Annotated in this window: 8 protein-coding genes and 2 pseudogenes; all 10 read left to right on the top strand. The window is 62.9% G+C overall.

Annotated elements, in window-relative coordinates:
* Positions 1-47 precede the first annotated feature (47 nt).
* The 10 genes and pseudogenes from BTH_RS25975 to BTH_RS35360 all read left to right on the top strand — a co-directional run bounded on the left by BTH_RS25975 (position 48) and on the right by BTH_RS35360 (position 13344).
* Positions 48-3383 carry a type VI secretion system Vgr family protein gene (locus BTH_RS25975; protein WP_009891777.1) on the top strand — a complete coding sequence of 1112 codons (3336 nt, stop codon included), beginning with the start codon at positions 48-50 and terminating at the stop codon, positions 3381-3383.
* Positions 3361-3852 (top strand): hypothetical protein, encoded by a 492-nt coding sequence (locus tag BTH_RS35370; protein WP_009909766.1) that lies wholly within the window; start codon positions 3361-3363, stop codon positions 3850-3852. The genes BTH_RS25975 and BTH_RS35370 overlap by 23 nt, the downstream gene beginning before the upstream one ends.
* Positions 3853-3856: 4 nt before the next feature.
* Positions 3857-4043 (top strand): annotated as a pseudogene (locus BTH_RS35780) (hypothetical protein); the annotation flags it as partial.
* A gap of 376 nt (positions 4044-4419) precedes the next feature.
* Positions 4420-4667, top strand: a pseudogene (locus BTH_RS25960) (paar motif family protein).
* A gap of 17 nt (positions 4668-4684) precedes the next feature.
* Positions 4685-4990 carry a hypothetical protein gene (locus BTH_RS25955; protein ID WP_011402452.1) on the top strand — a complete coding sequence of 102 codons (306 nt, stop codon included), beginning with the start codon at positions 4685-4687 and terminating at the stop codon, positions 4988-4990.
* A gap of 12 nt (positions 4991-5002) precedes the next feature.
* Complete coding sequence (locus tag BTH_RS25950; protein ID WP_009891770.1) at positions 5003-7831, top strand: type VI secretion system Vgr family protein; 2829 nt, start codon at positions 5003-5005, stop codon at positions 7829-7831.
* A 3-nt stretch (positions 7832-7834) separates the two neighbouring features.
* Complete coding sequence (locus BTH_RS25945) at positions 7835-8851, top strand: hypothetical protein (RefSeq protein WP_009891763.1); 1017 nt, start codon at positions 7835-7837, stop codon at positions 8849-8851.
* A 2-nt stretch (positions 8852-8853) separates the two neighbouring features.
* Positions 8854-11877 carry a T6SS effector BTH_I2691 family protein gene (locus tag BTH_RS25940; protein ID WP_009891761.1) on the top strand — a complete coding sequence of 1008 codons (3024 nt, stop codon included), beginning with the start codon at positions 8854-8856 and terminating at the stop codon, positions 11875-11877.
* Between the two features lie 10 nt (positions 11878-11887).
* Positions 11888-12607: a putative type VI secretion system effector gene (locus tag BTH_RS35365; protein WP_223297064.1), complete on the top strand. Its 720-nt coding sequence runs from the start codon at positions 11888-11890 to the stop codon at positions 12605-12607.
* A gap of 347 nt (positions 12608-12954) precedes the next feature.
* Entirely contained in the window at positions 12955-13344 is a 390-nt protein-coding gene (locus BTH_RS35360; protein WP_223297063.1) for a hypothetical protein, read from the top strand.
* Positions 13345-13385 lie beyond the last annotated feature (41 nt).

Here is a 13385-nt window from a genome sequence, read left to right as displayed (position 1 = left end):
CGAACGCGATCGCCGAGCGCGAGCGCACACGAGTACTGGGAACTGACATGGATTTAGTCGCCGCATTGACGGGCTATTCTCAAACCACCCGCCACATCCGGATCGACACTGCGATGCCGGGCGCGTTCGTGGTCGAACGTTTCCATGGGCGCGAGGGCGTCAACGAATCGTTCCGCTTCGAGATCGACGTGCTGTCGAGCGAGCCGTTTCTCGATCTGACGCCGCTCATCGGCCACGCGGCGCGGCTGCGTCTCGCGACGGGGGCGGGCGAACGGAGCTGGAACGGCTACGTGACGCACGCGGCCTACGCGGACAGCGACGGCGAGATCACTCGCTATCGCATCACGATGGAGTCGTGGCTCGCGCTGCTGCGCCTGCGCCGCAATTGCCTGTATTTCGTCGACGTCGACACGAAGGACATCTGCGAGCGTGTGTTCGGCGACTATCCGGAAGCGCGCCGGCGCTACGAGCTGACGGAGCCGTTGCGCAACTTCAGCCTGCGCGGCCAGTACCGGGAGACCGACGACGCGTTCGTGTTGCGCCAGCTTGCCGAAGCCGGCCTGTCGTTCAGGATCGAGCATGCGCAGGATGCAGGCAAGGAAGCGTCGGGCGATCACACGGTCGCCGTGTTCGATCGTCGCGCGGAATTTCCGCGCGGCAGCACGATCGCGTACAACCTGCAGGACGTCGGCGATCCGGACGGCGTGATCACGCAATTCTCCGAACGCCATCAGATGGTGCCGGACCGGGTCGTCGCGACGAGCTGGAAGGCGGACGAATTGCTCGCGCTCGCGGGGCACGCGCAGCAGCAGCCTGACGACAAGGCGCCCGTGCTGCCCGTGCGCGAAATCTACGACGGCCAGCGCGCGGGCCGCTTCGATACGATCGACGACGCGCAGCGCTTCGCCGAGCAGCGGCTCGACGCGCTGCGCCTGCCGAAGCGGGTCCACTATGGCGCGGGCTCGTCGCGCACGCTCGAGATCGGCAAGGTCCATACGCTCGCCGGTTATCTGGACGGTGCGATCACGTTCGTGCCGCTGTCAATCGAGCACGAGGCGGTCAACAATCTCGGCGCCGACATCGGCGCGCTGCTCGGGCGCGGCGAGCTCGACAAGGGGCTGTACCGCAACCGCTTCGTCGCGGTACCCGAGGGCACGCCGATCGTGCCGTTGCATCGCGATCGGCCGATCGTGCACGGCGTGCAGACCGCGATCGTCGTCGGCGAGCCCGGCAGCCGCGTCAGCAGCACGCGCGATCATCAGGTGCGCGTGCAGTTTCCGTGGATGCGCGGCGCAGCTCCGCTGCCCGGCGGCCTGACCGACACGGCGAGCCGCTCGAATCCGGCCGGGCACGCGCCGGGCGATCATCGCTCGGGCGTGCTCGTGCGCGTTGCCGAATCGTCGGCCGGGCCGAATTTCGGGCATGCGTTCACGCCGCGCGTCGGCGCGGAAGTGGTGATCGGCTTCGAGTCGGGCAACATCGACATGCCCGTCGTGCTCGGCCAGGTCTACGGCGGGCGCGTGCAGCCGCCGTTCGCGGCGGGCGAAGGCAGCGACGCGAACCATCCGGGCACGCTGACCGGCCTGCAGACACAAACGCTCGATGGCCAGTCCGGCAGCCGCTGGGTGATGGACGACGCTGCGGGACAACTGCGGCACGAACTGAGCAACTCGACCGCGAACAGCCGGCTCGCGCAGGGTTATCTGATCGATCAGCAGGGCTCGACGCGCGGCGCGTATCGCGGCGAAGGCTTCGAGCTTGCGACCCAGGGATGGGGCGTCGTGCGTGCGGGCGAAGGCGTGCTCGTATCGAGCACCGCGCGGCGGCTCGCGACGTCGACGCAGATGGATGTCGCGGAAAGCGTCGGACAACTGAAGCAGGCGGTGCGGACCGCGCAGGGCATGAGCGAATCCGCCGCCGCGGCGCATGCGGGCGGGTTGGCCGCCAATGCCGCGCAGGCGGATTTCCTGAAGGCGATCGATCCGGCGCAGGACGGCAAGTACACGGGCGCGGTCAACGGGCAGAGCGCGACGAAGTCGAGCGGCGCCCAGCGTGACGGCGGCGAGCCGGTCGAGCGCTTCGCCGCGCCGGCGGTGCTGATGGAGTCGCCGGAGAACATCGTGTTGACGACGCCGCACAGCGCCGTATCGTATGCGGCGCAGCACGTGCATTTGACCGCGCAGCGCGATGCGCACGTGGCGGCCGCCGCGACGGTCGCGGCCGCGTCAGGCGATGCGGTGAGCCTGTACGCCGCCGCGGGCGGCCTCAGGGCAATCGCGAGCGACGGGCCGGTGAGCGTCGAGGCGCATACGTCGGCGATGGAGATTCTCGCGGATCAGTCGGTGCGCATCACGTCGACCGACGATCGCATCGACGTGCTCGCGAAGGACGCAATCGTGCTGCAGCAGGGGCCGAACCGGATCACGCTGAAGGGCGGCGACATCACGGTCGAGACGCCGGGGCAGTTCCTCGTGAAGTCGGGCGCGCATCCGTTTCCGGGGCCGGCGGCGCAGAGCGTTTCGCTGCCGCCGCTGCCGGTTCCCGCGCCGCTCGCGCTGTTCGACGAACAGATTCGCTTCGTCAACGAAAACGGCGAGCCGCTCGGCAACGTCGCGTACAAGCTGAAGCTTGCCGATGGCTCGACCGTGTCGGGCGTGACCGACGACAACGGGAGAACCGAGCGCGTGTCGACGGACGGGCCGACGGCGATCCAGTCGGCGACGCTCACGCCGACGCAGGTCGTCGACTGCTGCGGGCGAACGTCGGATGTGCCGCCGCCGGCGGTGAAGGTCGACATCAAGGGCATCGGCACCAACGACACGCTGGTGGGCAGCTCGGAGAAATCGGTCACGGTCAAGGGTGAGAGCCGGCCGCTGACTGAAGGCGAGATCGAGATGGCGAAAACCGTGTTTCAGGACAGCATCGATTACAGCGCGGTGCGCGTGCACAAGGGCAGCTATTTCTGGTTCAACTTGCAGAGCAAGCATACGGCCGTGACGCCGAACAATACGATGTATTTCCGCGAAGAGGATTTCGTGGAGGACTTTTCGATTGTCAGCGAGGAGTATCCGAGGCGGGGTTGGTTCATGCACGAAATGACGCACGTTTGGCAACATCAACGAGGATATGCCGTACGCTGGCATGCGCTCACCGTGACGATTCGCGGCGAGAGCGCGTATCGGTACGAAATCGAGCCCGGGCAAGTCTTCAGCGACTTCAATATGGAGCAGCAAGGCAATCTTGTATCAGACTACTTTGCGCTCATTGTCGTGGACAATCGAGCTGAATTGATTCATGCGCAACCAGGAAGCAAGAATCAACTTCGCCAAGTGCTGGCCCCACTTCTACAGGATCCCAAGGATGCATCGAATCTTCCGAAATAGTGTGATTGGCGTATTGTGGTGCGGGTGTGTTGCGCAAGCGGGAGCGATGTCTCGAGGCCCGGTGCCTTTGGATGTCAAGCGCATCGATGGTAAGCCGGCGGCGTGTATTCCGACGAGCGACGAAGGGGAAGCCGAAATGCGGCTCGGTTTCATTGGCGTGAGTCGAGCCACGGGGCCAGTTAGTCCCGATGTCATTTATTGGCAAGTCGAAGTGTCGGACAACGTTCCACCCGTCTATCTTAAGCGTGGCGACTGCATTGTTTACGGTCAGTCGATTCCCGGGGCAACAGTGCTGACGCCGCCAAAGCGGTTCGATGTCGGCAAGTGGTACAACTTCGCGGTCATGCCAGGAGGGAAGGCCGAGGGCCCCATATATAGAGGAACGTTCTGCATATCCGGAAAGCAGGGCGAAAGCGGGCGCGTCGTACTGCGTTCTGAAAACAAGGACGCGTGCTCTAGCGGAAGATGACGGTGTGAGCAGAGGCCGGATATGCGCCTCACGACATGCGAAACGCTGCATGCCCCACACGTACGATGCGAACTCCGCGTTGCACGTGCGTGCATGTGTCAAAGCACGTGCGCGACCATGATGACGATGTGCGCGGATTCGCAGCGACGGACCGTCTTTTCATCGACGGAGTCTACAGAATCCGCACGGTAGAGACGTCGACAAGTGGTACAACTTTGCGCTCATCACGAGCAGTGAGAGCGGAACCTGGATATACAAGGGCGGTTTTTGCGTGCGCGAGAAGCCCGGCGGTGGGACGCGCGTGGCGTTGCTCAAGGAAGACAGCGATCCTTGCCCGCGGGGACGATGAATCGCTTGGATGATGAGACGCTAATTGTTGTGAGTATCGGCGCTGTCGAATTGCTGCCAAGTTTGCCAGCACTCGGCGTTAAGTACGATGTGCGTGCGCGGCCGAGCATGAGGGCGACGGATTCAAGCCAGCCGTGCGGTTCGAATTCGTCGGCGTCGCGTACTCGACCGGCGCGACGACGCAGGGCGAGAACTATAGAGAGGCGCGTGTGCCGGACGATGCGAAGCCTGTTTACCTGACGCGTGACGAGTGCATCGCCTACGGGCAGTCGATCGATGGAGCGGATGTGCTGACACCGCCGAAAGCGCTCGATGTCGGGATGGTTGACTACTTCGCGGTGATTCCGAGCGGTACCGCGCCGGGCGCGGTTTACGGCGTAAGCTATTGCGTCCTCCACCGCCCTACAGGACGCGTGCGTATCGCGTTGCCGTCGCAGAACGGCGGCCGCTGCGCGTCGTCCCGATGAAGGTATCGAGTATTTGCATGCTGAATGGACTATTGATGAATTTCGACACCGACATCTTTCGCTTCTCGCTGCGACCCACAACGTCTCGTGCGCCTGTGTTCGTGCATGCATCCGTGCGCGCGACGACAACGCGCGAATCCACCGCGGAAAACGAGCGCCAGGAACGGCGAGCGTTTCGGACCCGGCGCGCGCCGATAGTCGACAAATCGAGTTCGCTCCTGCGCATCGACGAACAACCCGCGCATCGAGCCGCAAGCGCTCGCCGCGCCGCGCCCCAACACCCGAACCCGCCCCGCGAAAGCATCGCGCGCCGGGCCTATTGAACGGAACGAGCCATGTCGATCCCAACTGACGTTCTGCAAGCACTCTTCGGCGGCTGGTCGCAACACGACCGCTTTCTCTGGATCACGACGCCGCTCGGCGCGAACGCGCTCGTCGCGGAAAGCCTGCATGGCTGGGAGGCACTCGATCAGGGGGGCTTTCGTTTTCAGCTCACCGCGCTCGCCGAGAATCCGTCGCTGCCGCTCGCGCAGTTGATCGGCGCGCCGATCCTGATCGAATGGCAGGCGCAGGAAGGGCGCGACGCGCGCCGGCCGTTCCACGGCCACGTGATCGCCGCCGAGCTCGTCGGCTACAACGGCGGCCTCGCACGCGTGCGGCTCGTCGTCGAGCCGTGGCTCACGCTGCTGCGGCAGCGCGTCGACAGCTACAACTATCTGAACGCGAGCGTCGTCGAGATCAGCGAACAGGTGTTCCGCCGTTACGCGCGCGGCGCGATCGCGCCCGCATGGCGATGGGCGCTCGCGGATGCGGCGAAGTACCCGAAGCGCAGCCTGACCGCGCAAGCCGGCGAATCCGATTTCGACTTCCTCGAGCGCCTCTGGGCGGAGGAAGGCATCTTCTACTGGTTCGAGCACGAAGGCGACGCGCGTGCGTCGAGCCTCGGCAAGCACACGCTCGTGCTCGCCGATTCGAATCAGCGCTTCGCGCCCGACGAACCCGAGCTCGTCGGCTTCCATCAGACGAGCGACGACGATCCGCAAGGCTGCATCCAGCACTTCATGCACGCGCGGCGCTGGCGGATCGGCAGCGTCGCGCGCGCGAGCTGGGATCACCGCAGCCTGTCGACGCGGCCGACGGGCGCGCGCGCGAACGGCGCGGTCGCGCCGGGCGAGGACCGCGACGTCGCCGGCCCGTACGCATACCAGACTGGCGCGATCGGAGACCGGCGCGCGCAGCAGCAACTCGATGCGCAGCGCGTGGCCGCGCTGCAGAGCGAAGGCCGCGGCACGCGCCGCGATCTGCGGCCTGGGCTGCGTTTTGCGATTGCGCATCATCCGACGCTCGGCGCATCGGATGCGTTCATCTGTCTGCGCGTCGAGCATTCGGCGCGCGCGAACGTCGATGCGACCGTGCGCAGCGCGATCGAACAGCGCCTCGGCGCGATTGCGTCGATCGCCGATGCCGCGCCGGCGCCGTATGGTCCCGCGAGCGCGCTGAATGCGGCGCTCGGCGCCGACACGCATCACGGCGGATCGCTGATGCAGGACGACGCTGTCTATCGCAATCGCTTCGTCGCGTTGCCCGCCGAGCAGGCGTATCGGCCGCTCGCCGCGTCCGGCCATGGCGCGCGCATGCACCCGGTCGCCGTGATGCCGGGGGCGCAGACGGCGATCGCCGTGGGCGCGGGCGATCCCGTTCACACCGACCGGGATCACCGGATTCGGATTCAGCATCACGCGCAGCGCGGCCGGAATGCCGCGAGCCGCGAAGATCATCCGCATGCGGCGAATGCGCCGGCGGACCGAGGCGCCGGCACGTGGACGCGCATGCTGACGCCCGTGGGCGGCGACAACTGGGGCGGCGTGAGCGTGCCGCGCGTCGGGCAGGAAGTGTGGACTGAATGGCTCGAAGGCCAGCCCGACCGGCCGGTTGCGGTGGCCGCGCTCTACAACGGCCGGGGCAATGCCGACGCGCAGCACAACGCGCAGGCGGGAGGCCCGAGCGGCAGTACCGGCAATGCGGCCGCATGGTTTGCCGGCAATACGCACGCGGCGGTGCTCACGGGCTTCAAGACGCAGGACATGAGCATGAGCCAGCAGGGCACGGGCGGCTATCGGCAATTCATGCTCGACGATACGGCCGGCCAGTCGAGCGCGCGTCTGTACACGACGGACCGCAACAGCGGGCTCACGCTCGGGCACATGAAGCAGACGCAGGACAACCAGCGCCAGGCCGATCGCGGCTATGGCGCGGAACTGGCGACGGATGGCGCCGGCGCACTGCGCGGCGGCGCGGGGCTCTTGATCAGCACGGCGCCCGGCGTGAGTCAGATGGATGCGAGCGCGCCGAGCCAGGTGCTCGCGCAGCATCGCCAGACGTTGCAAAGCCTCGCGGAGCTCGCGCAAAAGCAAGGCGCGGAGCCGGGCGGCGCGGTGCCTGAGGCGGCGAGCGGAGCGGGCGCGACGTCGACGGGGGCGGCGGCGGGCAAGCCTTTGCCTGCAGTCGACGGCATCGAGCAGAGCCGCGAAGCGATCGGCGCGACGCGAGAAGGAGGGGGCGGCGACACGGCGGGCGGCGGGAGCGGCAGCGCGGTCGCGTGGAGCAAGCCGCATCTCGTCGCGCACGGCGAGGCGGGGCTGGCCGCGATGTCGGCGAAGAGCCACGTGTGGGTGTCGGGTACCGAGACGGTGCTGAGCGCCGGACAGGACGTGCAATTGACGGCGAAGGGCAAGACGAGCGTCGTCGCGAATCACGGCGTCTCGCTGTATACGCAGGGCGCGGCGGGCGATGGGCGGCCGGTTGCCGGCCAGGGCATCGCGTTGCACGCGGCGTCCGGTTCGGTGAGCGTGCAGGCGCAGAACGCCGGCAAGCTGAGCGCGAGCGCGCAGAAGGCGGTGACGCTCGCGAGCGCGCAGGGCAGCGCGTCCGTGCAGGCGCAACAGCGCGTCCTGCTGAGCGCGGCGAAGGCGTATCTGAAGATGGAAGGCAACGACATCGTCGTCGGCGCGCCGGGGCGCGCGGATTTCAAGGCGGCGGCGCATCAGTTGACGGGGCCGAAGAGCGCGGGGGCGCAGAACGCGTTGGGCAAGGGTGCTTCGAAGGATTGTCCGCAGACGATGGGCGACATGATTTCGTCCAGCGCCGCATTCGCCGATCTATAAGCCATGGCCGATACATACCCGCTTTGGGAAGCGCAGCCGGGCAACGCGATTGCGGATGCCGAATCGGTTTCCCCTGTCGAGGTCCTGCTGGCCGAACTGCAGCAGCGGTGCGCAGCGCAAGGCGGCGCCACGCGTATCGTGGTGCTCATGGGGCCGGCGATATTGCATGAGGCCCGATCCGATGTATTGGGCGCACTGCATGCGGGTGGCGCTCATGCGAAGGTCGACGTTCAGCTGCGCCCCGGCCAGATCGATCGCGACTATTGGCCGTCGCTGATCGAGCTGGATTTCAAGCGCGGCCAGTCAGTCGATGCTTGTCGAATCGCGCTGCGCGCAGCCGTCGAAGATTGGCGGCCCGATTCGTTGATCGAAGGGCGGGGCCATCGTATCGGCGCGCTGCTGTTCAGTGGTGCGCCTTTGGCCGATATCGCGCGTCATATCGAAAACGTGGCGATTCAGCAGCGATCGGATCGTCCGGGGCAGAGGCTGCTGGGATTGGCGGATCCCGCGGCTTTCGAGGGCGTATGGCGCGTGTGCCGGGATGATCAACGCGCCCGTCTGCTGGGGCCAATTGCGCGATGGTGCACCGTGGATCGCTGGGGGAAGTTGACGGATCACGTCTGCGCCGCGGCGACCGCACTTGCCGCGACACACGCGCGTTTTCTCGGATTCGACGACGCGCAATGGATCGCACTATCGCATGTCCGGCCGATCAACCGGGCGTGGGCGCGGATGCGCGCCGGCGGCGGTGTCGTGCGGTACGACGATTTCGTTCGGCTCGACGAAAGCGTGCGCCGTGCGCGTCAATATGGCTTGACCGATCCGGCCGATTTGGAACTGTTTGCATTGCACGCACTCGAGTCGGGGCCGGATTTCGATCTGCATCCGTTGGCGCAGGCGTTGTTGCGCGACCGTCCCGAGGACGTTTACTACAGCAGAGCGATTGCCGAACTGGACGGGACTCAATGGGACGAGATCCGCAAGGCGCACCGCGGCATACATCAATTGATCGAGGAATAAAAATGGCGGGAAGCGACGATCGTTGCGACGTTTGCAAGCTTCAGGGGCTGGCGGTCTATCCGTCGCGCTACGCGGTGGTGCCAAAAACCTTCGACGCGCCAGCGCTCGGACCATTCGACGACAAGAGCGTCACGGGCGTGGCGCTCACGCAAAGCAAGTACGGCTTGCGTCAACTCCGCGAGGGCTTCGTCTATTTGCTCTACGAATCGGGCCCTCGCGGCCCGTTTCATTGGGAAGTGTATTCAGTCGCGCCGGACGGCACGCTCTGGAAGCAGCTGGATACGGCGAGCGTGAAGCGGGTGAGCGCTCCACAGGCTTGTCAGCGAAAGGGGCATAGCGCGTCGCGTGTCCAGTATCTCGTCATCGAGAAACCACATCAGTGCGGCAATGTCTGGATCGCGTTCAGCGAATGGCCGTGGAGCCAAGACACGGTTAAGCGTTACGGCGGCAACGACGCGAACGCCGCGAGTCTGCGCAAGAAACGCATGCAACTGATCGAGCCTTCGAAGTGGATATCGGCGCCGAAGCCGGGGCCGTATTCGGCGCCGCTGACGGAGGCCAATCTGCAGCGTGTCATCGAACACGCGCCTGCTGTCGCGACCACGGCGAAAGGCGAACCCGTCGGCTTGCTCAGCACGGAACTGCCGGAGGCGGTCAGCTACGGGGACTTGGGCGCGTTTCGCGACGCTCGCCTGCAAATTTGTACGTCGCGCTACCCATGGACCATGCGCAACAAGGCTGCGGCGGGTGCAAAGCTGAGCCCGGCCGCGGAAACGGTCAAGCACGCGGAGGGCAGTACCCGAAACGCAAAGGGTGCGCCGTGCGTGCCGATGATGGTGGCGCTGTGGGACGGCATCGGGATCACGCACGAACTGAACGGCTTCCGCAACGATGCGCAGGCGCGCTTTCTGCAGTATTGCGACGAGCAGGCGCTCCGAATCAACGCGCTGCAATGGATCGATCAGGCGAAGCTCGCGGTGGAAGCCGGTGCGCGCAGAAAGGCGACGTTCGATCATAGCCCGGCCACGCCGGGCAGCACGAGCTGGTATTACCCGGATGCCGTCGCGAAGCAAAAGGCGGCGGCGAAGACTCCGGCGGATCAGCGGTTCTGGAGCGACTATCAGTGGATGGGGGAAAACGGCGTACCGCCGTCATACGCCAGACAGATCACGCAGTTTCGCGCGGCGCCGTCTTCGCCGGCCTATCAGGATGCGATGGCGAGAGCGCGCAAGTATGTCGAGGCCAAGCCGAGAATCGAGCAGGATCGCGCGAAAAAGATCGACCAGGACACCGTTACCGGAACCGAGCACGATTGGGCGAAGTATCGCGAGAAATTGGCGGACGATACGTCGGGCAAGAAGGGGGCGTCCAACGGGAACGTCAAACGTATCGACGTCTTTCGCATCCTGTACCAGCGTATCCAGGACCAGAAGCAAGCGTTGCTCGCGCAGCGGACGGCGGATGTCGCGAACTGGCTGGATGCGCCGCTTTTCCTGGCGGCGCTGGAGGATTATCACGAAGAGAACGGCTTCGACGGGATTGCGTTCGAGTTTGCCATTTTCCATGCGATCGTCGGATTGAGCGCCGAGCGAAGCGGCGTGGCCGCATTGAACAAGCTGATCGATCGCCTGGATCCGACGAAGCCGGAGAGCCTCGTTTGGCGAATGGTGGCGAGCAACCAGAAGAAATCGAAGGAAGCGCTGAAGCTTGCGCTCGCGAAGGCGGAGGCGAACAAGAACGTCGTACTGGAGACGGTCGGCGAAGGATTCAACGTATTCGCGGAAACGTCCGAAAAGCTGAAGAAGTTCGCCGAGTTTTACACGAAGATGGACGAAATGAGCAAGCAGGCCAAACAGCTCAACGCCATTGATCAGGCAATGCACGACAAGGGCGTCGACAAGGTGGTCGTCAGTGTCGGGCATCTTGTTTTTCAGCGCTTTCCGTACAAGGGGGCCGATTTGATGGGCCTTGGAAACGGCGTGAGCGAGGCGATCATCAAGTCCGTGTTCATGCTGCGGGTCGGCATCAAGAGCGAAGAGGTGAAGGACCTCGTCTTGCAGCAAGCCAAGGTGGAGCCGCAGCTTCGGAGCAAGTTCCTCGGAGAGTACCAGGCGCAGCGCCGAATGGGACGCAGTTCGCCGGAAGCCTTCCGGATGGCCACGTCGGCTGTTGCCAAGACCGAAGGCTCGAACGTGCTGGCCAATCGCTGGAGCAAGCTCAAGGTGCGCGAGAGTGTCGGCCTTGTGGGCGTGATCGGGCTGATCGAAGTGATCGGGTTGATCAAGCTGATTAACAAGAGCGACAAGGAAGGGCGGGATTGGGCTGAATTGGGCGGCGCATGTTTTTCGGTGGCGGGCGCTGCGGCGGAGGTTGCGCTCAAACCTCTGGAAGCATTCAAGTTTGAAGAAGGAGCCAAGAATCTGAAGATTTTTGGTGGGTATTGCGGGGCCCTGGCTGCTGGAGTAGGGACGACTTTGGATACCTTGGACGCCATAGAAAAATGGGGAAGCGGTGAAAGACTTGTTAGTGTTCTTTACTTCATGAAGGGCATGCTCGGGTTTGGCACGACAATGGCGTTTGGCTTGACGGCGTTGAGCTCATCCGCACCGGTTTTTGAACGTCTTGCGTCCAATATCACTGGGAGGCAGATTCGTATCGTTATTCTCGATCGGATCGGTCAAGGTATCACTGACGCAGCGGCACGTAAGGTCGCGATAGCAGCCGGAGAGCGAGTCGCAACCGTAGCAGCAGAGCGAGTTGGGGCAATGGTGGTGGGCAGAGGTCTGCTGATTATGGCTAGTTGGCAAATCCAAGTTGCTATTATTTCGCTTCAATTTGTTATTTGGTACTTTGGAAATGATGATCTTCAGAATTCAATAAAAGACTCCATTTTTGGGGTTGGCGGGAAATATAAAAATACAGAAGATTTAAAAAAACAGAATGAGGCTTTCGATAAAGCCCTGGTGGCTGTTGGGTTTAAGGATGACACTGCTTCTGATAAGGAAGAGGCGAAATCGCATAGATGAGTGATGATATATGGATACGAGTCGTGCAGTGATATTGAGAGGGGTATTGGAAAATTTACGAAAGGAGCGTGCGGCCGGAGATTTTCTGTTGAATGATTCGGACCGCTCAGCCGCTGGGCTTACGGCGGTGGCGTCAGCGTTAGCCGGTTCGGGAGGCGCGGTCGGTTTGGCGTCTCTGGCGGGAGTAAAAGAGGAGGCCGACAGGGTTCAATTCGAAATCGATGGGAAGAAAATCACAGGTTGGTTGATGTGGTTTCCATTTCAGGATGGTGACGAAGTAGAGGTTGTGGCGGAGCCATTGAGGGATGGAACGTATCGAACATTTGCCGTACTTCGACCATCAGACCGGACGATTTCGTTATATCCGCATTGCTCTCGAGGGCGATGGGCTTTCTTTGGGAATGCTGCAAAAATTTTTGCATTGTTTTTTATTTTTATGGTGTGCTCGATGGGGGCGCTCATATCACTCATGTATTTTATTAAAGGATACGATGATTGGTGGGGGGTTGCTGAATTGATTTTCATGGCATCGGCGGGATCATTTATTATATATGGGTTGATAGCAATCAATATTTCTAGAAAATTTATGCCGTTTGTTGATATGGCGGAAGGGATATTTGAGGTGTTGGGTTGGGAGAGGGTGGAACGAATTGATCTACCGAAAAAAAGCAGGGCTGCTAGGCGCACTGAGGGAATGCCTGGGCTAGGAAAATTGTATTTTAAGTATTGACAGAAATCGTCTGCGCTCGGCGTTTGCGAATGCGATGACGAGCGCCGCGCTCGCCGTGAAGTACACAACTGTGCGGGGCGCCGTCTAGCTGTGCGACGGCGCTCCGATCCATTGCGCCACTGCGTCGCCGACGAGCGGCGCGACCGTCGTCGCAATACCCCCCGGATTGCCCCACCCGAACGGTCGCGGGTATCGAGGGGGGATTCTCAATCACGGAGCGTGACGTCAGTCGCATCGCGACGTCGACGCCCTTTACCGTGCAAGCTACATCAAGTAACGCGGCCGAGAATCGAGCAGGATCGCGCGAAGAAGCTCAACCAGGACACGGTTACGGGAACCGAGCACGATTGGGCGAAGTACCGCGAGAAATTGGCGGACGATACGTCGAGCGAGAAAGGAATGGCAAGACTGCTGTCGGTCTTCTTTATGCAGTTAAAGCTGGAGTTGGAATTGGATCGACCTTGGCTTTGGGGCTGACGATGCTAAGTTCTTCAGCTACGCTATTCGAGCGGATTGCCTCGAGTATCACTGGTCATAAGATTCGGATTGCGATTTTGAATCGTATCGGCCAGGGAATCGCTGATGCAACCGCTCGAAAAGTGGCTATTGCCATAGGAGAGAAAGTTATCGCCATTGCTGCGGAGCGGGCGGGGGCGATGGTGGTGGGGAGGGTCTTGCTTTTTATGGCTGGTTGGGAGATTCAGGTGGCTGCCATTGCAATTCGAGTAGTGATTTGATCATTGGGTAATAATGATTTGCAAAACGCTATTCTAAATTC

The organism is Burkholderia thailandensis E264, from assembly GCF_000012365.1.
Taxonomy (GTDB): domain Bacteria; phylum Pseudomonadota; class Gammaproteobacteria; order Burkholderiales; family Burkholderiaceae; genus Burkholderia; species Burkholderia thailandensis.
This window is presented reverse-complemented; position numbering and strand designations above follow the sequence as displayed.

Bases quoted from the DNA above. Each gene is read 5' to 3' on its own strand.
- BTH_RS25975 (WP_009891777.1), top strand. From the start codon at position 48: ATGGATTTAGTCGCCGCATTGACGGGCTATTCTCAAACCACCCGCCAC.
- BTH_RS35370 (WP_009909766.1), top strand. From the start codon at position 3,361: ATGCATCGAATCTTCCGAAATAGTGTGATTGGCGTATTGTGGTGCGGG.
- BTH_RS25955 (WP_011402452.1), top strand. From the start codon at position 4,685: ATGCTGAATGGACTATTGATGAATTTCGACACCGACATCTTTCGCTTC.
- BTH_RS25950 (WP_009891770.1), top strand. From the start codon at position 5,003: ATGTCGATCCCAACTGACGTTCTGCAAGCACTCTTCGGCGGCTGGTCG.
- BTH_RS25945 (WP_009891763.1), top strand. From the start codon at position 7,835: ATGGCCGATACATACCCGCTTTGGGAAGCGCAGCCGGGCAACGCGATT.
- BTH_RS25940 (WP_009891761.1), top strand. From the start codon at position 8,854: ATGGCGGGAAGCGACGATCGTTGCGACGTTTGCAAGCTTCAGGGGCTG.
- BTH_RS35365 (WP_223297064.1), top strand. From the start codon at position 11,888: ATGGATACGAGTCGTGCAGTGATATTGAGAGGGGTATTGGAAAATTTA.